This window comes from Nocardioides szechwanensis, from assembly GCF_900103935.1.
GTDB classification, from domain to species: domain Bacteria; phylum Actinomycetota; class Actinomycetes; order Propionibacteriales; family Nocardioidaceae; genus Nocardioides; species Nocardioides szechwanensis.
The window spans coordinates 129884-149316 of record NZ_FNIC01000004.1; the positions used below are offsets into that span (position 1 = coordinate 129884).

A 19433-nucleotide genomic window follows, 5' to 3' on the forward strand; every position below is an offset into this window, starting at 1 on the left:
CCATGTGCGGCATCGTCGGCTACCTCGGACCCCAGCAGGCGGCCCCCCTGCTCCTCGAGGGGCTCACCCGCCTCGAGCACCGCGGCTACGACTCGGCCGGCCTGGCCGTGCTCGGGACCGGGCTGCGCGTGGCGAAGAAGGCCGGCCGGGTCCGTGACCTCGGCGCCGACCTGCCCAAGCGCTTCACCGGCAAGGTCGGCATCGGCCACACCCGGTGGGCGACCCACGGGCCGGCCAACGACGTCAACGCCCACCCCCACACCGACGCCAAGGGCGACGTGGCCGTGGTGCACAACGGGATCATCGACAACGCCGGCACACTGCGGCAGCGGCTCACCGACGACGGCGTCGACTTCGCGAGCGACACCGACACCGAGGTGCTGAGCCACCTGATCGGCCGCTCCACCGCCGAGACCCTCGAGGAGCGGGTCGCCGAGGCGCTCGCCGCCGTCGAGGGCACGTACGGCGTCGCGGTGTTGCACGCGGACTTCCCCGACCGGATCGTGGTCGCCCGCAACGGCAGCCCGCTGATCATCGGCGTGGGCGAGCGGGAGATGTTCGTGGCCTCCGACCTGGCCGCGATCATCCGCTACACCACGACCGTGGCCCACCTCGAGGACGGCGAGATGGCCACGCTGACGGCGACCGGCTTCACGACCTACCGCCAGGACCTGACCCGCATCCAGCGGTCCGCGACCGAGGTCGACGTCGACCCCGCGTCGTACGACGCCGGCGAGCACGACTCCTTCATGCACAAGGAGATGCTCGAGCAGCCTGCTGCCGCCGAGCGGATCCTGCGGGGCCGGCTCGACGAGCGCTTCGGCACCGCCCACCTCGGCGGCCTCAACATGGACGCCCGCGAGACCCGCGAGATCCGGCGGGTGAAGATCCTCGGCTGCGGCTCGGCCTACTACGTCGGGCAGATGGGCGCCTCGCTGATCGAGGACCTGGCCCGGATCCCGGCGGACGCCGAGGCCGCGAGCGAGTTCCGCTACCGCAACCCGATCATCGAGCACGACACCCTCTACGTCGCGGTGAGCCAGTCCGGCGAGACCATCGACACCCTGCTCGCGGTGCAGGAGATCCGGCGCAAGGGCGGTCGCGTGATCGGCCTGGTCAACGTCGTCGGCAGCGCGGTCGCGCGTGAGTGCGACGGCGGCATCTACCTGCACGCGGGGCCGGAGGTCGCGGTCGCCAGCACCAAGGCGCTGACCAACATGTTCGTCGGCTTCGCGCTGCTGGCGCTCCAGCTCGGCCGGGTGCGTGACCTGTCGATCGCCGACGGCCAGCGGCTGATCGCCGGCCTCACCCGGCTTCCCGGGCAGATCGAGGAGATCCTGGCCGGCGAGGACGCGCTGGCCGAGATGGCGACCGGGCTGGCGGGTGCCGAGTCGTTGTTCTTCGTCGGCCGCGTGCGTGGCTTCCCGGTCGCGCGGGAGGGGGCCCAGAAGTTCAAGGAGATCAGCTACCGGCACGCGGAGGCCTACCAGACCTCCGAGCTCAAGCACGGTCCGCTCGCCCTGATCTCGACCGAGGTCCCGACCGTCGCGATCGTGCCCGACGACGAGCTGACCGACCGGAACATCGCCGCCCTGCACGAGATCGCCGCTCGCCGGGGTCCGCTGGTGGTGGTCACGCATGCGGGCGTCGACCTCGGCGACCTTGACGTACGCCGCATCGACGTGCCCCGCAACGAGCGCGAGCTGGACCCCATCCTGCTGACGATTCCCCTGCAGGTGCTGGCCTATCACGCCGCGCTGACCCTCGGCCACGACATCGACAAGCCGCGCAACCTGGCCAAGAGCGTCACCGTCGAGTGAGCCCAGACGACGGCGTGACCCAGCGCACCGCGACGCAAAATCGGGACACAGGTCACATAACCACTACCGTCGTGGGGTGAGTACAGAAGACACCGGGCCCGTCGACGCGCCGACCTTTGCCGACCTCGGCCTCGGCGACGCCGTACTGAAGGCCCTGAACGACGTCGGCTACGAGAGCCCGTCGGCCATCCAGGCCGCCACCATCCCGCCGCTCCTGGCCGGCAAGGACATGGTCGGCCTCGCGCAGACCGGCACCGGCAAGACGGCTGCGTTCGCGCTGCCGATCCTCGACCAGCTCGACATGAAGCAGAAGAAGCCGCAGGCCCTGGTGCTCGCGCCGACCCGTGAGCTCGCGCTCCAGGTGTGCGAGGCGTTCGAGAAGTACGCCGCCCACACCCGCGGCGTCCACGTCCTCCCGGTCTACGGCGGCCAGGCGTACGGCGTACAGCTCAGCGCGCTGCGCCGTGGCGTGCACATCGTCGTCGGCACCCCCGGCCGGATCATGGACCACCTCGAGAAGGGCACGCTCGACCTGAGCGAGCTGCGCTTCCTGGTGCTCGACGAGGCCGACGAGATGCTCAACATGGGCTTCGCCGACGACGTCGAGACGATCCTCGCCGACACCCCGGACACCAAGCAGGTCGCCCTGTTCTCGGCGACCATGCCCGCGCAGATCCGCCGGCTGTCGAAGAAGTACCTCAACGACCCCGTCGAGATCACGGTCAAGAACAAGACCACCACCTCGGCCAACACGACGCAGCGCTACCTCATCTGCTCCTACCCGCAGAAGGTCGACGCCCTCACGCGCATCCTCGAGGTCGAGAACTTCGAGGGCATGATCGTCTTCGTCCGCACCAAGAACGAGACCGAGACCCTGGCCGAGAAGCTGCGGGCCCGTGGCTTCTCCGCGATGGCCATCAACGGCGACATCGCCCAGGTGCAGCGCGAGCGCACCGTCAACCAGCTCAAGTCCGGCAAGCTCGACATCCTCGTCGCGACCGACGTCGCGGCGCGCGGGCTCGACGTCGACCGGATCAGCCACGTCGTCAACTACGACATCCCGACCGACACCGAGTCCTACGTGCACCGCATCGGCCGCACCGGCCGGGCCGGACGCAAGGGCGACGCGATCTCGTTCGTGACGCCGCGCGAGCAGTACCTGCTCAAGCACATCGAGAAGGCCACCCGCCAGCCGCTCACCAAGATGGCGCTGCCGACCGCCGAGGACGTCAACGTCACCCGGCTCGCGCGCTTCGACGACCAGATCACCCAGGCGCTGAGCTCGGAGTCGATCGGCTTCTTCCGCGACGTCGTCACCCATTACATCCGCGAGCACGACGTACCCGAGGTGGACGTGGCCGCCGCGCTGGCGATCGCGATGCAGGGCGAGACGCCGCTGCTGCTCGACCCCGCCGCCGAGCGCCGTGCTGCCCAGAAGGAGCGCGAGACCCGCGCGGAGCGGGGTCCCCGCAAGGACCGCCCCGAGCGCGGCGGCGACCGCGGCGAACGGCCGGGGGGCCGCCAGCGTGGCAACTCGGACATCCCGATGGCGCAGTACCGCATCAACGTCGGCAAGCGCCACAAGATCGAGCCCCGCCAGATCGTCGGCGCCATCGCCAACGAGGGCGGCCTCAGCCGTGGCGACTTCGGGCACATCCAGATCCGGCCCGATTTCTCGCTGGTCGAGCTGCCTGCCGAGCTGCCCTCCGAGGTCTGGAAGAAGCTCGAGAACACCCGCATCAGCGGCAAGCTCATCGAGCTGACCGAGGACAAGGGGCCCAAGATGTCCCGCACCCGGGCGCCCGAGGGCGCCGGTGGGGACGACCGCCCGTTCAAGAAGCCGCGCCACAAGAAGGACTGACCCACCCTCCGGCGTCGAGTGACGCGCACGGCCGGCTTTTCGGGCCTCTGGACCGGCCCCGCACGTCACTCGACGCGTGACAGCTCCGGCATCGGGTGGTCGATCGCGAGCAGATCGGCGACACAGGTGGCGCCGGCGACCAGGCCGGCGGCGGCGGCGGTGAGGACCGAGGCGAACGCCATGGGCAGGGCCGCGACGTGGGCCAGGTCGCCGGCGGCGTAGACCCCCGGGACGCTGGTGCGGCCCATGACGTCGACCTCGATGCCGCCGGAGGGCAGCATCGCCAGGCCGAGCCGCTCGGCGAACGGCGCCGACTGGGTCAGCACGGTCGAGACGAAGATCCCGGCGACCTCCTCCGCTGGCCCGTCGGCGAACGCGACGCGCGCGCCGTCCCCGCTGGGGGACAGGCCGCTGACGCGGTCGGTGCGTACGACGATCCCGGCGCGTTCCAGCTGGCTCACGGTCGGCGCGTCCAGCGTGGCGCCGCCGGTGAGGACGCTGACCCGGTCCGCGATCGGCAGGACCATGAGTGCGATCCGTGAGACGTGCGGCCCGTCGCCCAGCACGGCGACGTGGCCGCCGGCGAACTCGTGGCCGTGGCAGAAGGGACAGTGCGCGGCCACACCGCCGAACAGCTCTCCGAGACCCGGTACGTCGGGCAGGGTGTCGCGGACCCCGGTGGCGAGGACCACGCGACGGCCGAGCGCCTGCGACCCGTCCTGGAGGGTCACGGTGAACCCGTCGCCCAGGGAGTTGTCGCCGGCAGGCTCGACCGAGGCGGCCGTGGCCGACCGGCGCTCGACCGTGGCGTAGCCGTCCAGCTCCCGGTGTGCCAGGGCGCGGAACTCGGCCGGCGGCGTGCCGTCACGGGTCACGAAGTTGTGCAGGTGCCCAGTCGGGTCGTTGCGGTAGCTGCCCGAGTCGAGCAGCAGCACCGAGCGGTGCATCCGTCCGAGGGTCAGCGCCGCCTGCAGGCCGGCGGGGCCGCCGCCGACCACGATCACGTCGTACTCATTGGTCTTCATCGTGTGTCTCCTGACGTCGAAACTTGTGTCAGGACTGAGGATGTGTCTTCATGTTGACATGAAGTCAAGCGCTGATGTCGACCTGTCTGTCGGTGAGCTCGCGACCAGGTTCGGGTTGGCCACGCACGTGCTGCGCCACTGGGAGGACGTCGGTCTGCTGGCGCCGGCCAGGGACAGTGGTGGCCGGCGCCGCTACGGCCGGGACGACGTCTACCGGGTCGCGGTGATCCTGCGGAGCAAGGCGGCCGGGATGACCCTCGACCAGATCCTGGTGCTGCTCGACGCGGAGGCGTGGGACCGGCACCGGGTACTCGAGGAGCACGTTGCCGACCTCGACCGGCGGATGCAGGAGATGCAGCGCTCGCGTGAGATGACCGAGCACGCACTGCGCTGCCGGGCGCACGACATCGCGACCTGCCCGCGGTTCCGCGACCACGTCGAGGACCTCGTCGCCGGCACGACAGACGGAAGTTCCCTCTGGTCGACCCCTTCCTGGTGACCGCCTCCGAGTGGCAAGGTGTGTGACCCGCGCCACATCGGAGTGGTGCTCGGGTTCTCGGAGGTCTCGGAAGTGCTCACACGTCTGTCTCGCCCGGCCCGCGCCGGACTGCTCGCCATCTCGGCCCTGGCCACCACCGCCGCGCTGCTCACCGCTGCGCCGGCCCAGGCCGCCGGCCCGTCGTACGTCGCCCTCGGTGACTCCTACTCCTCGGGCACCGGCACCAAGTCCTACGTCGACGACGGCACGTCGTGCCAGCGCTCGACCTACGCCTACCCGAGCCTGCTGGCCGCGCAGAAGGGCTACACCCTCAACTTCCGCGCGTGCTCCGGCGCCAAGATCGCCGACGTCACCAACACCCAGCTCAGCGCCCTGAGCAGCACCACGCGCTACGTCACGATCTCGGTCGGCGGCAACGACGCGGGCTTCGCCGACGTGCTCACCGAGTGTGCGACCCCGTGGTGGGCGGGCGACTGCGACGGCGCGATCAACACCGCGCAGGCGTTCATCAACAACACGCTGCCCGGGCGCCTCTCCACCCTCTACTCCTCGATCCGCTCGCGCGCGGTCAACGCCAAGGTGGTCGTGGTCGGCTACCCGCGGATCTTCATGGGCGAGGACTGCAACGCCGCCACCTGGTTCTCCCCGGCCGAGGAGACCCGCCTCAACCAGACCGCCGACCTGCTCAACAGCAAGCTGTCCGCCGCCGCGTCCGCGCGCAGCTTCTCCTTCGCCAACCCCACGAGCCGCTTCATCGGCCACGCCGTCTGTGACAACCCCGAGTGGCTCAACGGCCTGTCCAACCCGGTCAGCGAGAGCTACCACCCCAACCGGCTCGGCCACTCCTCCGGCTACGCCCCGCTGATCAGTCCGCTCCTGACCGGCGCCGTCGCCAAGACGACCACGTCCTACGCCGCGCGCGTGCCGGCCTCCGAGATCGCGGAGTCGCAGCAGCAGTACGCCGCCCAGGACGCGTCGATCCGGCCCGCGGAGTTCCGCCTCCCGGACCTGACGTCGCCCGCCGCGCGAGCCGCGGCGCGCCGCCACGGCATCGACGTACAGCGGTGGCTGGCACGGCACTGACGGACCCGGCTGGTAGAAGGGAGGCATGCGCTCTCGACTCGCCGGCCTGACCGCGCTCCTGCTGCTGATGGTGGGCTGCACCTCGCAGGACGACCCCGGGCAGGACGACCCGGCTGCTCCCGACGAGGAGGTGACGGCACTCGCCGGCGCCCTGGCGTCGGGTGAGCTCACCGGCGTGGCCTTCACGCAGGTGACCGCCGCGGAGGCGGCCGCCGACTACCAGAAGACCGTCGAGGGCATGGGTGACGTCACGCCGACCGTCGACGCCGGTGACGTCGAGGTCGAGGGTGAGACCGCCACGGCGACGCTCTCCTGGTCGTGGCCGATCGCCGGCGAGGACAGCTGGGCCTACGAGAGCCAGGCGACGCTCAACCTGGCGGACGACGAGTGGCAGGTGGTCTGGGACCGCGACGTCGTCGAGCCCTCGCTTCAGGCCGCCACCACGCTCGACCTGACCCCGATCCGCGCCGCGCGTGGCGACGTCGTCGGCGCCCGGGGGCTCAAGCTGGTCACCCCGCGCGACGTCGTCCGGCTCGGCATCGACCGCGGCCTGGTGCCCAAGGCCCGGGCGGCCGACTCCGCACGCCGGCTGGCCCAGCTGGTCGGCATCGACGTCGCCCCCTACGCCAAGGAGGTGACGGGGGCGGGCGAGCTCGCCTTCGTCGAGGCGATCGTCTACCGCCAGGACGAGGTGCCGTCCGGTGTCGGCCAGGCCTTCGACCAGATCGTGGGCGCCCGCGCGCTGGGCGACGACCTGCCGCTCGCGCCCACCCGCGAGTTCGCGGCCCCGATCCTCGGCTCCGTCGGCGAGGTCACGGCCGAGATGATCGAGGCCGACCCCGACCGCTACCAGGTCGGCGACCAGGCGGGGCTGTCCGGGCTCCAGGCCAGGTACGACGAGCAGCTCCAGGGCACCCCCGGCGCGGTCGTCAACGCCGTGGGCTCCGACGACGTCGAGCGCGAGCTCTTCCGCATCGACGCCACGACCGGAAAGCCGCTCGAGCTGACCCTCGACCTCGACCTGCAGATCGAGGCCGAGCTGTTGCTGCGCGACATCGCGCCCTCCAGTGCCCTGGTCGCGATCCGGCCCAGCACCGGCGCCATCGTCGCCGCCGCCAACGGGCCGGGCACCGAGGGCTACAACGTCGCCACCTTCGGGCAGTTCGCCCCCGGGTCGACGTTCAAGAGCGCCAGCGCGCTGGCCCTGCTCCGCGCCGGCCTCACGCCCGACACCACGGTGCCGTGCACCTCGACGATCGTGGTCGATGGCAAGAGCTTCAAGAACTACTCCGACTACCCCGCCTCCGGCATCGGGCAGATCCCGCTGCGCACGGCGCTGGCCAACTCCTGCAACACCGCCTTCATCTCCCAGGCGCCCAAGCTCGGTGAGCTCGACCTGTTCGACGCCGCCGCCTCGCTCGGCATGGGCATCGACCACGACCTCGGCTTCCCCGCCTACTTCGGCCAGGTCGAGCCGGCCGCCTCCAAGACCGAGAAGGCCGCCAACCTGATCGGCCAGGGCAGGGTCCTCGCCTCGCCGATGGTGATGGCCACGGTCATCGCGTCGGTCCAGAAGGGCTCGATCGTGGTCCCGCGCCTGGTCACCTCGGTCGAGGTCAGCCCGCCCGACGTGGACCCGTTGACCGGCGGGGAGGCAGCAGCGCTCAAGGGCATGCTCCGCGGCGTCGTCACCAACGGCAGTGGCAGCGGGCTGCTCGACCTGCCCGGACCCGAGGTGATCGCCAAGACCGGCACCGCCGAGTTCGCCCGCAACGGCCGGATCGAGACCCACGCCTGGATGATCGCGGCGCAGGGTGACCTCGCCGTCGCGGTGTTCGTCGAGGTCGGCGCGTCCGGCTCGCGCACCGCCGGCCCGATCCTGGAGGCCTTCCTGCGCGCCGCGCGCTAGACCGTGGAATCTTCCGCCGAGGCGGCTCGGAGGGCTGTCCGTGCCGCTGACCGAGCCGTAGCCTGAGCGCAGTGTCTCGGGTAGTCGGTCGTCACACCCTGCTCGCGGAGGTTCGGGACCTCCTCGAGCGGGGCGACTCCGTTGCGCTCCACGGACCCGTCGGGGTCGGCAAGAGCGCGCTGCTCGACGACCTCGAGGCGGGCTACGTCGTCCAGGGAGCGGTGTCGCTGCGGGCCGGCGGTGCCGCCGACGAGAGGGCCCTGCCGTTCGCTGCGCTGCGCGACCTGATGGCCCAGGTGCCAGGCTTCCTGGTCGCCGACCTGCCCGACCACGTGCGCGGGTGCGTCGAGGCCGGGCTGGTGGGCCTCACCGCGACCGACGAGCTGCGCTCCGACCTGGCCGCCGCCTTCCACGCCGTGCTCGACGCGTGGGCGGGCGACCAACGGGTGCTGCTCCTGCTCGACGACGTGCAGTGGCTCGACAACGAGTCGTCGCGGATCGTGGGCTATGCCCGGCGCCGGCTGCGAGGCCGGGTCTCGGTGGTGGCGACCGTCGGACCGGGCGAGGGCGACGACATCGACGTCAGCGGCCTGCACCCGGTCGAGGTCGCGCCGCTGCCGGCCGACGACATGGTCGACCTCCTGTGCGCCCACGGCCTGCCGGCCGACGTCGCCCACAAGATCTACGTCGAGTCCGGCGGCATCCCCTCGCTCGCGCTGTCCCTCGCCGGTGCGCTCGGCGCGACCCCGTCGCTGCTCGGCCGGCCGACCCCACTGCCGACCAGTCTCGAGCGCGTCCTTCGCGAGCGGTTCCTGAGCCAGCCCGCCGACGTGCGCGAGACGCTGCGGTACGCCGCCCTGGTGCACCGCCCCTCGGTGCGCGAGCTCGAGCGCGCGGGTCGCCCCGGCGCCGAGGACGACCTGCGCCGGGCCGGTCGCGCGGGGCTGGTGTCGCCGGGTGAGGGTGCGGTGCGGTTCACCCCGACCATGCTGCGCTCGATCGTGGCCGACGCGATCCCGCCCACCGAGCGCGCCGAGCTGCACCGCCGGCTGGCCGCGGTCGCACCCTCCGCGGCGCAGCGGCTGCGCCACCGGGCGCTGGCCGAGCCGAGCCCCGACACCGAGCTCGCCCACGACCTGGGCCTCGCCGCCCGTGACGCGGCCGAGGGCGGCGCACGCGAGCTGGCCGCCGAGCTCTACCTGTTGGCCGCCGACCGGGCCCCGTGCGAGCTCTCCGAGGAACGGGTGGAGTGGCTGGCGACGGCGGTCGAGACCGCGGCGCCCGGCAACCACGTCGAGCTGCTCAACCGGGGGCTGACCGACTTCCTCGAGACCCGGCCCACGCCGGCTCAGGCGGTGCGGGTGCGGCTCGCCGTACCCGAGCTGGCCGGCGCGGGGCCGGCGGTCCTCGACGAGGTCCTCACCGCCGCCCTCGCCGACGCCGGCGACGATGACCGGTTGGTCGCGATGGTGCTGCTGCAGCGCGCGCGGATGGCCCTGATGGAGTCGCGCCCCACGGCCGCGGCGCGTGCGGCGGAGCGGGCGGTGACGCTGCTCGAGGACGTCGGGGCCGACGACGACCTCGCGGTCGGGCTCACGGCGCTGGCGGTGGCGCGGCGCTGGCTGGGGCTCGACCACGCCCACTACCTCGCCCGCGCGGTCGACCTCGACGTCCCCGTGCCGACCGGCTTCCTGCACACCTCGCCCGACTACATGGCCGCGCGGTTCGCCTTCTACAACGACCAGCTCGACGAGGCGTGGGCCGGCTTCCTCGCGCTGCTCGCCCACGTCGAGCGCGGTGCCGGGATGGACCACGTCCACGTGCTCCGCTGCCTGGTGGAGGTCGGGGCCCGGGCCGGACGGTGCCGCGAGGCCAACGACTTCGCCGCCCGCGCGATGCGCGTCGGCGAGGAGTACGGGCTCACCGCGCACACCGGGTGGTTCATCACCGCGCAGGCCGAGCTGGCCGGCGGCGACCTCGCCCGGGCGCGGACCCTCGCCAGGCGCGGAGCAGAGGCCGCCGCGGAGCGTGGCGACACCCGCTACCTCCAGCGCCACCTGGTGCTGCTCGGCCAGGCCCTCCTGCGCACGGGCGATGCGAGCGGGGCCCGCTGCGCGCTCACCCGGATCCGCGACATCGAGCGGGAGCAGGGCATCGCCGACCCGACCGTCAACCGGTGGCAGGCCGACCTGGTCAGCGCCCTCGTCCTGCTGGGCCGGCTGGACGAGGCCGAGGAGTTGCTGGGCGAGGCCCGGCGGGTGCTCGACGGCCGGGGCGGCACCGACGGCGTCGCCGCCCAGCTCGACCGGGCCGAGGCCGAGCTGCTGATCGCGCGCGGCGACCTCCCCGGCGCCGAGCTGGTGCTCGACCGGTCCGCCAAGGTGTGCGCCGACGTCGGCATGCGCATCGACCTGGGACGCAGCCTGGTCGTCCGCGGCCACCTCGAACGCCGCCGGCGCCGGGTGTCCGCGGCCCGGACGGCGCTCCAGTCGGCGCACGAGCTCTTCGTGTCGCTGCATGCCGCGTCCTGGGTCGAGCAGGTGCGCGCCGAGCTCGAGCCGGGCCGCACCCCCGTCGCCGACGACCCGCTGCTCGAGCGCCTCACCGACGGCGAGGCGCGGGTGGCGCGGGAGGTCGCGCAGGGAGCCAGCAACCGCGAGATCGCCGAACGCACCTTCGTCAGCGTCAAGACCGTCGAGGCGACCCTCACCCGGATCTACCGCAAGCTCGACGTCCGCTCGCGCACCCAGCTCGCCACGCTGCTGGTCCCGCAGCCTCCCGAGTAGGAGCGCCTCAGGCGACGTCGGCCGCGGCGGGCTTCCGCCGCCAGGGCAGCGAGCCCTCCAGCTCGACCTCCAGGGAGAAGCTGAGGAAGGTCCGGACCAGCACGATCAGGCCGAGCGCGGCGGCGCTCTCGAGGGTGGGATCCACGGTGATCGTCATGACGATGTCGGCGATGATCAGGAACTCCAGCCCGAGCAGGATGGCGCGCCCGACGTTGCGACGGGTCTCCTCGTAGGTCCGCTTCCAGCCACCGGCTCGGTAGGACAGCGCGGCCTTCAGGAACGCCGCCAGCGACCCCACGGTCAGGATCGCGACGCCGCCGATCTCGAAGCCGTGCACGACCATCTCCATCAGCTCGTCGAAGCTCACGTCGCTCATGGCCCCAGCATGGTGGGGGAGTCAAGGGTTTCCCCCCTTATCCGGTAGGGGGTGGCGTTCCTAGGTTCAGTCGGGGGCGAGGCGTCACCACGGCTCGTCCCTGCGGTCCCACACCCACCACCCCCCAGGGAGAACCATGAAATCCAGGACGCTGCTCGGAGCGGCACTGGCGAGCATGATGTCCGGCGCCCTCGCGCTGAGCATCCAGGTGCCGTCGTACACCGCCCCGGCCTTGCCCTCCGGCAAGACCTCCGCGCCCAGCGCGGAGACCGAGGGCCAGGCCCGTGACCGGGCCATCGACGCCGCCACCGACTACCTCGCCGAGCACGGCTCGGTCTTCCGCCGCAGCGCCGGCGACGCGTTCCACCGTGCCGCCGCGACCCCCGGCAGCAAGGGCACGTTCTACGTGTCCTACGAACGCAGCTACCGCGGCCTCTCGGTCTACGGCGGCGACTTCGTGCTGGCCGTCGACAAGTCCGGCAAGGTCACCGGCTCGACCTCCGGCCAGGAGCGCGCGATCTCGCTGCGCTCGACCAAGCCCACCGTCTCGGCCGCCAGCGCGCGCCGCAAGGCGGCCGCCCAGGTCGACCGCGTCGCGCGGGTCACCAAGCCCAAGCTCACCGTCTACGCCGAGGGCACGCCCCGCCTGGCCTGGGTGACGAAGGTGACCGGCACCAAGGACGGCATCCCGTCGAAGCAGACCGTCTGGACCAACGCCCGCACCGGCAAGCTGCTGCTCGCCTGGGACCAGGTCGTCCACGGCACCGGCACCGGCTACTACAACGGCAGCGTCACCATCGGCACCTCCGGCTCCGGTACGTCGTACTCCATGACCGACACCGGCCACCCCGGCCTCAAGTGCGGCGGCCAGAACGGCTCGGCCTACACCGGCACCGACAACGTGTGGGGCAACGGCTCCGGCACCAACCTCGAGACCGCCTGCGTCGACGTCCTGTACGCCGCCGGCAAGGAGACCGACATGCTGTCGGCCTGGCTCGGCCGCAACGGCATCAAGGGTGACGGCACCAACTACCCGGCCCGGGTGGGCCTGGCCGACGTCAACGCCTACTACAACGGCTCGATCATCAACTTCGGCCACAGCCAGGACAACGCGCGCCAGCTGACCGCCATCGACATCGTGGCCCACGAGAACGGCCACGGCATCTTCCAGACCACGCCCGGCGGCTCCACCGGCGGCAACGAGACCGGCGGGATCAACGAGGCGGCCGGTGACATCTTCGGTGCCCTCACGGAGGCCTACGCCGCCAACCCCAACGACCCGGCCGACTTCATGGTCGGGGAGGAGGCGGACCTGGTCGGTGACGGCCCGATCCGCTACATGTACGACCCGAGCATCGTGGGCGACCCCAACTGCTACTCCTCGAGCATCCCCAACACCGAGGTGCACGCAGCCGCCGGGCCGCTCAACCACTGGTTCTACCTGCTGTCGCAGGGCTCGAACGCCTCGCCGGCGTCGCCCACCTGCAACGGCTCGACGGTCACCGGGGTGGGCATCCAGACCGCCGGCAAGATCTTCTACAACGGCCTGCTGCTCAAGACCTCGTCGTGGACCCACGCCAAGGCCCGGGTCGCGACGCTGACGGCCACCAAGAACCTCTACGGCTCGACCGACTGCTCCACGTACAACTTGGTCAAGGCCGCCTGGGACGCCGTCTCGGTGCCGGCCCAGTCGGGTGAGCCCACCTGCGGCGGCACCACGCCTCCCGGTGGCGGTACCTGTTCCGAGGTCACCGCCACCGGATCGGTGACGTCCGGGACGTCGTCGTACAAGCCGTCCACGTCGGGCTTCGCCGCCGCGGCCGGCACGATCAACGCCTGCCTCACAGGGCCGTCCGGCACCGACTTCGACCTCTACCTGCAGAAGCGCAGCAGCAGCGGGACGTGGTCGGACGTGGCGGCGAGCGAGAGCGCGTCGTCGACGGAGTCGATCGTCTACACCGCCGCGGCCGGTACCTACCGGCTGGAGGTGTACGCGTACTCGGGTTCGGGCTCCTACACCCTGAAGTACGACGTGCCGTAAGGCGCGACGGCACACAGCTCCACCACCCGCAGGGGGTTCGGCCGGTCGGCCGGGCCCCCTGCGGTCACACCCGGTGCCGGAACGTGAAGAACCCCTCGCCGCATGGGGTCGGCAAGGGGTTCAGTGTCTACTTCTCGGTGCTCCCTCCGAAGTCGACATAGGAATGCTAACCCCGGGCGAAAGTGGTCGTCCTGGATTTCGCCGCACTCGCGGAGATGACAGAGTAATTGCCATGAGTGGACTGGACCTGTTGGGATCGGACAAGCGCAACCTCTTCATCGGCGGCACCTGGCGGGAGGCCGACAGCGGTGCCCGGATCGAGGTGATCGACCCCGCCGACGGGTCCGTCCTCACCGACGTCGCCGACGCCTCGCCGGACGAGGCGGTCGAGGCCCTGGACGCCGCGGTCGCCGCCCAGGCCGACTGGGCGCGCACCCCTCCGCGCGAGCGCAGCGAGATCCTGCGCCGGGCCTTCGACCTGCTGACCGAGCGCGCCGGCGACGTCGCGCACCTGATGAGCCTCGAGATGGGCAAGCCGGTGGCCGAGGCCAAGGGCGAGGTCACCTACGGTGCGGAGTTCTTCCGCTGGTACGCCGAGGAGGCCGTGCGCATCCATGGTCGCTGGATGCAGGCGCCGGCCGGTGGCAGCCGGCTGCTGACGATCAAGAAGCCGGTCGGTCCCTGCCTGTTCATCACCCCGTGGAACTTCCCGCTGGCGATGGGCACCCGCAAGATCGGGCCGGCGATCGCGGCCGGTTGCACGATGGTGGTCAAGCCGGCCTCCCAGACGCCGCTGACGATGCTCGCCCTCGCCTCGTTCCTCGAGGAGGTCGGACTGCCGCCGGGCGTGCTCAACGTCGTGACGACGTCGTCGACCGGCGAGCTGAGCAGCACGCTCCAGGCCGACGACCGGCTGCGCAAGGTGAGCTTCACCGGCTCGACCGGGGTGGGGCGCAAGCTCGTCGCCCAGTCCGCCGACCGGCTCCAGAGGCTGAGCATGGAGCTCGGCGGCAACGCGCCCTTCGTGGTCTTCGAGGACGCCGACGTCGACGCGGCGGTCGACGGCGCCATGATCGCCAAGATGCGCAACATGGGCGAGGCCTGCACGTCGGCCAACCGCTTCCTCGTGCACAGCAGCGTGGCGACCGAGTTCGCCGAGAAGCTCGGTGCGCGGATGGGTGCGCTCACCCTGGGGCGCGGCCAGGACGAGGGTGTCGACGTCGGGCCCCTGATCGACGAGAAGGCGCTCGAGACCGTCAGCCAGCTGGTCACCGACGCCGTGCACGACGGCGCTCGCGTGGTGACCGGAGGCTCCGCCCAGGACGGGCCGGGGTTCTTCTACCGGCCGACCGTGCTGGTCGACGTTCCCGTCGACTCCGCGATCAACGTGGAGGAGATCTTCGGCCCGGTCGCGCCGATCACCACGTTCGAGACCGAGGACGAGGCGATCGGCCGGGCCAACGACACCGAGTACGGCCTGGCCTCCTACGTCTACACCCGTGACCTGGCGCGCACGATCCGGCTGGCGGAGGCTCTGGAGTTCGGGATGATCGGCGTCAACACCGGCCTGGTCTCCAACCCCGCCGCTCCGTTCGGTGGCATGAAGTCCAGCGGCTTCGGACGCGAGGGCGGCTTCGAGGGCATCGAGGAGTACCTCGAGACGACGTACGTCGCGCTGCCGGCCGGCTGAGCAGAGCTCAAGCGCCGGCGACGCCCTCCAGCCACGTGTCCCAGCCGCGGTGCAGCGGGTCCCGGCCGGGCAACGGAGGCTGGTCGGAGGCCCACCAGCCGAAGACGTCGTCGTCGTCGTCGCCGTCCACTGCGCGTTGGTGAAGCCGCAGCCAGGTTGGCCTGCTGCTCACCGACAACGCGTCGAAGGCGCCGAGGGCCAGGCTCTGCAGGGGCAGTTCGTACGTCGGGACGGTCAGTGCCGCCGCCGCCACCGAGCCCTGGGGCAGCACCACCGGCAGGTCGAGCAGGACGTGGTCGGCGCGGGTCTCGAGGCGCCAGTCGGGCGCGGGGACCGGGAGCGACGGGGAGGCGACGGTGCGCTGGACCCGCTGCACCAGCAGCACGTCCTCCGGCTGGAGCCGGCCGCTGTCGACGTACACGCTGCCGCCGTCGGCGAACCGCCAGGTCGTGGCCGTGCTGCCGTAGCCGATCCGGCCCGCCTCCTCGACGTCGTGCACGAGGCTGCCGACCGTCTCGACCTCCACGATCTCGGCGTCGGGCTGGTAGCGGTAGGTGATCTCGCCGAGGATCGCGCTGGCCAGCCGCTGCCAGTGCCAAACCACCGCGGCCGCCCGAGGGTCCGTGCCGAAGTCGTCGTCGACCACCAGTGCGTCGGTGGGCGTGCCGGCCTCGCGGAGCGTCAGCCGGTAGGCGAGGTAGTCCTCGTCGATGGCGGTCTCGGCCACGTCGGCGGCCAGCGCCACGACCTGGGCCGGGGTCAGCCCGGCCTGGACGTCGAGCGCGATCTCGGCGCCCCGGTCGGCGGTGGGCAACGTGACGTCGGAGGCGACGACGTGGTCGGTCCGGCCGAGGCGGGTCTGGACGGCGTGGGCCTGGTCGACGTCCTCGGAGCACCCGGTCAGCAGGACCAGGAGGAGGGCGGGCAGCAGCGCCGGCGCGCACGCTCGCGCGCGGAACCCCCCCAGGACCGCCATGCCTGGATTCTCCCACGGCGGCCGCGGTCGCGGAGCCGTCTGGTTTGACTTGAACAGAACTTGAACTTGTCCACTGAAGGGCATGCACACGAGGGGCCACCACCGATGAATCCGTTAGCGACTGTCGGTCGGTCCAGGCAGACTGGTCGCGAAGGGGTCCGGGATGACTGAGCAGATGACGACGACGGAGGAGACTCCGCCGCAGCGGTCCCTGCCGCGCGCCCTCACACCGTTCCGCCACGCCGCCTACCGCCGGCTGGCGGTGGCGCTGATGCTCAGCACGTTCGCGAGCGGCGTCTGGATCGTCGGGCTGGTGTGGGAGGTCATCCGCATCGGCGGCGGCCCGGGCCAGCTGTCGTTCGTCACGACCGCCGGAGCGGTCGGGGTGATGCTGCCGGCGCTGCTCGCCGGGGTCGTGGCCGACCGGGTCCCGCAGAAGTCGATCCTGATCGGCGTCGCCGCGCTCGAGTGCGCCGGGATGGGGCTGGTCGCGGTCCTGTCGTTCCTCGACCTGACCCAGGTCTGGCACCTCGCCGCGGTCACCTTCGCCGCCGGCGCCGGCATGGCGTTCTACTACCCCGCCTACTCCGCGTGGCTGCCCGCGCTGGTGCCCGAGTCCGACCTGATGGCCGTCAACGGCTTCGAGGGGATGGTCCGCCCGACCATCGGCCAGGCGGTCGGCCCCGGCGTCGCCGGCGTCGTCGTGGGACTGGCCAGCTCGGGGTCGGCCGTCGCGGTCGCCGCGGTGGCGTCGGGCCTCGGGCTGTTCGCCCTGACCTTCGTGCCCAAGACCGCCGTACGCCGTGAGCTCCCGGCCGAGGGCGAGGGTGGCCCGGCGGTGGCCAGTGCCCTGGCCGACATGCGTGAGGGCTTCGTCTACATGGTGCGCACGCCGTGGCTGCTCGCCACGCTGCTGTTCGCCTCGGTCATGATCCTGGTGCTGATGGGCCCGCTCGAGGTCCTGGTGCCGTTCCTGATCAAGGACCGCCTCGGGGGCGGACCGAGCGACCACGCGCTGGTGCTGGCGGCGTTCGGCATCGGCGGCGCCGTGGGCTCGCTGGCGATGGCGTCGTTCCGGATGCCGCGGCGCTACCTCACCGTGATGAACCTGATGTGGGGCCTCGGCTGCCTGCCCCTGGCGGTGATGGGCGTGGCCACCGCGGTGTGGCAGGTCGTAGCCGCCGCCCTGGTGCTCGGTGCGATGTTCTCGGCCCCCATGGTCATCTGGGGCACGCTGCTCCAGCGCCGGGTGCCCGCCCACATGCTCGGCCGTGTGGCGTCGCTCGACTTCTTCGTGTCGATCAGCCTGATGCCGGTCTCGATGGCGCTCGCCGGGCCGGTCTCCGAGCTGATCGGCCTGCGCATGACCTTCTTCATCGCAGCGGTCGTGCCCGGGGTCGCCGCCGTCGTCGCGACCGTGTGGGCCAAGCTGCCCGCCGACGAGCTCGCGCACCCGCTGCGCGACTGGTGAAGGGACTTCGTCCCTCCATTGGGAGTACTCGCTGCGCTCGTACTCCCGTCGACGAGGCCAGAACAACCGGGCGGCGCGGTAACCCCCTTGCTGAGCAGGGTTCACGCCCACGAGGATTCGGCATGGCCTGGGACATTCCACTCACCGAGTACGACGCCGACTCCGCGGCGCTGATCGAGCCGGCAGCGGGGTCCACGTCGGGTGAAGTCCCAGAGCTTGCGGTGATCTGCTTCTTCCGCGACGTCATCGACGAGGTGTGCGGGGATGGCCGGGCCGAGGTCGTCGCGACCTTCACCTGGGAGCACGGAAGCCACCAGCTGTTCAGCCTCCAGGTGGGCGAGCGCCGGGTGGCGGTGTTCCATCCCGGTGTCGGTGCGCCGCTCGCCTGCGGCCTGTTCGAGCAGGTGATCGCGACCGGCTGCCGCACGTTCGTGGCGTGCGGTGGTGCAGGTGCCGTGGTCCCCGGCCTGGCGCTGGGGCACGTCGTCGTCCCGGACGCCGCGGTCCGTGACGAGGGAACGTCGTACCACTACCTGCCACCCAGTCGCGAGGTCAGCGCGGACCCGGCGGTGACGGCCGTGCTCTGTGACGTGCTCGACGAGCGAGCTGTGCCCTATGTGGTCGGCAAGACCTGGACCACCGACGCGCCCTACCGCGAGACACAGGCGAAGGTTGCCGCGCGACGTGGCGAGGGTTGCCTCACGGTCGAGATGGAGACGGCAGCCTTCCTCGCCGTCGCCCGCCATCGCGGCGTGACGTTCGGGCAGTACCTCTACGCCGGGGACGACGTCAGCGGCGAGACGTGGGACCACCGCCACTGGCAGACGTCCTCGGCCCGCCGCGACCTGTTCTGGCTGTCGGTCGAAGCCGTCCTTCGGTTGCCGTGACCGTCAGGCGGGCACGCCGAAGGCCAGGGTGAGGCCGGAGCGCGAGGAGATGCCGAGCTTGCGGTAGGTGCGCGACAGGTGCCACTCGACGGCCTTGACCGAGACCCGCAGCTCCTCGGCGACCTGCCGGTTGGTGAGGCCGGCCGCCGCGAGCGCGGAGACCCGGCGCTCGGCGTTGGTGAGCAGGGCCAGCGCCTCGGAGCTGACCCGCAGCGGCGCCTCGCCGCACCGGTCGAGCAGCCTGCGGACCCGGCTCTGCAACGGCCACAGCTCCTGCCGTCCGGCGTAGACCTCCGCGTCCCGGAGGAGCTGGACCGCCTCGGCCAGGTGCTGCGGGTCGTTGGTGAGCACCAGCAGCCCGGCCAGGTCGGCGGCGACTTGCGCGGCGAGCCGCTCTGCCTCGAGCCCGGCCAGGACGGCCCGGGCCTCGCGCAGCAGCGTGACCCGCTGGCCGCCGGCGTCGGAGGCGGCGAGGGTACGCAGGGCATTGGCCACGGCGTACGGCGAGCCGTGGGCGACGGCGATGCGGTGGTGCTCGGCGGCCAGGTCGGCGGCCTGGCGGTGCGCGCCGGTCCGGACCAGGACCAGGGCGGCGCTGGCCCGCCAGGGCAGTAGCTCGGGGGTCTCGGGGAGCTCGGCCGCCGCGGCACCGGCCGCCAGGAAGTGGTCGGCGGCCAGCTCGGGGTTGCCGAGCGCCGCGGCCAGCTCGCCCTTGGCGTGGTGGGCCAGGGCCGCGGTGAATCCCTCGCTCCCGAGGTGGGCCGTGATCTCGTCGCCGAGCGTCATGGCCTCGGCGAGGTCGCCGCGCGCGAGGCGGCAGTCGACCAGGAGCGCCAGCAGCCGGGCGTCGTCGGTGGCGCCGAGCAGGTACCGGGTGAACCCGTCCTCGGTCATCGTCTGGAGCTCGCTCAACGCGGTGGCGATCGCACCCGAGCGGACCTTGGCGGACGCGTCGTCGAGCCGAGCCACGGCGGTGGCGGCCGGGTTCGCCTCGGGGGACTGCATGGGA

The 19433-nt window shown here is 72.0% G+C and carries 14 protein-coding genes; 10 read left to right on the top strand and 4 right to left on the bottom strand.

What is annotated here, in order from left to right; genetic code table 11:
• Positions 1-2 precede the first annotated feature (2 nt).
• Both glmS and BLR90_RS11350 read left to right on the top strand, forming a co-directional pair.
• Positions 3-1820 (top strand): glutamine--fructose-6-phosphate transaminase (isomerizing), encoded by a 1818-nt coding sequence (gene glmS, locus BLR90_RS11345; protein WP_091025330.1) that lies wholly within the window; start codon positions 3-5, stop codon positions 1818-1820.
• 76 nt (positions 1821-1896) lie between these two features.
• Positions 1897-3681 (top strand): DEAD/DEAH box helicase, encoded by a 1785-nt coding sequence (locus BLR90_RS11350; RefSeq protein ID WP_091025331.1) that lies wholly within the window; start codon positions 1897-1899, stop codon positions 3679-3681.
• 65 nt (positions 3682-3746) lie between these two features.
• Here BLR90_RS11350 and BLR90_RS11355 read toward each other — a convergent pair whose 3' ends face one another.
• A complete protein-coding gene (locus tag BLR90_RS11355) occupies positions 3747-4706 on the bottom strand; it encodes an NAD(P)/FAD-dependent oxidoreductase (protein ID WP_091025332.1) in 960 nt (319 codons plus the stop codon).
• Between the two features lie 58 nt (positions 4707-4764).
• Here BLR90_RS11355 and BLR90_RS11360 point away from each other — a divergent pair, with 58 nt between their 5' ends.
• The 4 genes from BLR90_RS11360 to BLR90_RS11375 all read left to right on the top strand — a co-directional run bounded on the left by BLR90_RS11360 (position 4765) and on the right by BLR90_RS11375 (position 10983).
• Entirely contained in the window at positions 4765-5205 is a 441-nt protein-coding gene (locus tag BLR90_RS11360) for a helix-turn-helix domain-containing protein (protein ID WP_091025333.1), read from the top strand.
• Between the two features lie 72 nt (positions 5206-5277).
• Positions 5278-6288, top strand: coding sequence for an SGNH/GDSL hydrolase family protein (locus BLR90_RS11365; RefSeq protein WP_245715264.1), 1011 nt, complete (start codon positions 5278-5280; stop codon positions 6286-6288).
• 25 nt (positions 6289-6313) lie between these two features.
• The gene (locus tag BLR90_RS11370; RefSeq protein WP_091025334.1) at positions 6314-8197 is read left to right on the top strand and encodes a penicillin-binding transpeptidase domain-containing protein; all 1884 of its coding nucleotides are present in this window, start codon (positions 6314-6316) and stop codon (positions 8195-8197) included.
• A 71-nt stretch (positions 8198-8268) separates the two neighbouring features.
• Positions 8269-10983 (top strand): helix-turn-helix transcriptional regulator, encoded by a 2715-nt coding sequence (locus tag BLR90_RS11375; RefSeq protein ID WP_091025335.1) that lies wholly within the window; start codon positions 8269-8271, stop codon positions 10981-10983.
• Positions 10984-10990: 7 nt separating this feature from the next.
• On the opposite strand, the gene BLR90_RS11380 is transcribed toward BLR90_RS11375, so the two are convergent.
• A complete protein-coding gene (locus BLR90_RS11380) occupies positions 10991-11359 on the bottom strand; it encodes a DUF1622 domain-containing protein (protein WP_091025336.1) in 369 nt (122 codons plus the stop codon).
• A gap of 136 nt (positions 11360-11495) precedes the next feature.
• On the opposite strand from BLR90_RS11380, the gene BLR90_RS11385 reads away from it, so the two are divergent.
• Both BLR90_RS11385 and BLR90_RS11390 read left to right on the top strand, forming a co-directional pair.
• Positions 11496-13400, top strand: a complete 1905-nt coding sequence (locus BLR90_RS11385; protein ID WP_091025337.1) for a M4 family metallopeptidase — start codon at positions 11496-11498, stop codon at positions 13398-13400.
• A gap of 232 nt (positions 13401-13632) precedes the next feature.
• Positions 13633-15090 (top strand): NAD-dependent succinate-semialdehyde dehydrogenase, encoded by a 1458-nt coding sequence (locus tag BLR90_RS11390; protein WP_091025338.1) that lies wholly within the window; start codon positions 13633-13635, stop codon positions 15088-15090.
• Positions 15091-15097: 7 nt separating this feature from the next.
• Here BLR90_RS11390 and BLR90_RS11395 read toward each other — a convergent pair whose 3' ends face one another.
• A complete protein-coding gene (locus tag BLR90_RS11395) occupies positions 15098-16066 on the bottom strand; it encodes a hypothetical protein (RefSeq protein WP_091025339.1) in 969 nt (322 codons plus the stop codon).
• 163 nt (positions 16067-16229) lie between these two features.
• On the opposite strand from BLR90_RS11395, the gene BLR90_RS11400 reads away from it, so the two are divergent.
• The gene (locus BLR90_RS11400; RefSeq protein ID WP_091025340.1) at positions 16230-17537 is read left to right on the top strand and encodes an MFS transporter; all 1308 of its coding nucleotides are present in this window, start codon (positions 16230-16232) and stop codon (positions 17535-17537) included.
• A gap of 122 nt (positions 17538-17659) precedes the next feature.
• Positions 17660-18424, top strand: a complete 765-nt coding sequence (locus BLR90_RS11405) for a nucleoside phosphorylase (protein ID WP_091025341.1) — start codon at positions 17660-17662, stop codon at positions 18422-18424.
• 3 nt (positions 18425-18427) lie between these two features.
• On the opposite strand, the gene BLR90_RS11410 is transcribed toward BLR90_RS11405, so the two are convergent.
• A complete protein-coding gene (locus BLR90_RS11410) occupies positions 18428-19429 on the bottom strand; it encodes a LuxR C-terminal-related transcriptional regulator (RefSeq protein ID WP_091025342.1) in 1002 nt (333 codons plus the stop codon).
• Positions 19430-19433: the final 4 nt, after the last annotated feature.

What these genes read in the sequence shown, in the direction of transcription:
- BLR90_RS11410 (WP_091025342.1), bottom strand. Translation starts at nt 19,429, where the DNA reads ATGCAGTCCCCCGAGGCGAACCCGGCCGCCACCGCCGTGGCTCGGCTC.
- BLR90_RS11385 (WP_091025337.1), top strand. Translation starts at nt 11,496, where the DNA reads ATGAAATCCAGGACGCTGCTCGGAGCGGCACTGGCGAGCATGATGTCC.
- BLR90_RS11405 (WP_091025341.1), top strand. Translation starts at nt 17,660, where the DNA reads ATGGCCTGGGACATTCCACTCACCGAGTACGACGCCGACTCCGCGGCG.
- BLR90_RS11355 (WP_091025332.1), bottom strand. Translation starts at nt 4,706, where the DNA reads ATGAAGACCAATGAGTACGACGTGATCGTGGTCGGCGGCGGCCCCGCC.
- BLR90_RS11380 (WP_091025336.1), bottom strand. Translation starts at nt 11,359, where the DNA reads ATGAGCGACGTGAGCTTCGACGAGCTGATGGAGATGGTCGTGCACGGC.
- BLR90_RS11395 (WP_091025339.1), bottom strand. Translation starts at nt 16,066, where the DNA reads ATGGCGGTCCTGGGGGGGTTCCGCGCGCGAGCGTGCGCGCCGGCGCTG.
- BLR90_RS11360 (WP_091025333.1), top strand. Translation starts at nt 4,765, where the DNA reads ATGAAGTCAAGCGCTGATGTCGACCTGTCTGTCGGTGAGCTCGCGACC.
- BLR90_RS11370 (WP_091025334.1), top strand. Translation starts at nt 6,314, where the DNA reads ATGCGCTCTCGACTCGCCGGCCTGACCGCGCTCCTGCTGCTGATGGTG.
- BLR90_RS11400 (WP_091025340.1), top strand. Translation starts at nt 16,230, where the DNA reads ATGACTGAGCAGATGACGACGACGGAGGAGACTCCGCCGCAGCGGTCC.
- BLR90_RS11390 (WP_091025338.1), top strand. Translation starts at nt 13,633, where the DNA reads ATGAGTGGACTGGACCTGTTGGGATCGGACAAGCGCAACCTCTTCATC.
- glmS (WP_091025330.1), top strand. Translation starts at nt 3, where the DNA reads ATGTGCGGCATCGTCGGCTACCTCGGACCCCAGCAGGCGGCCCCCCTG.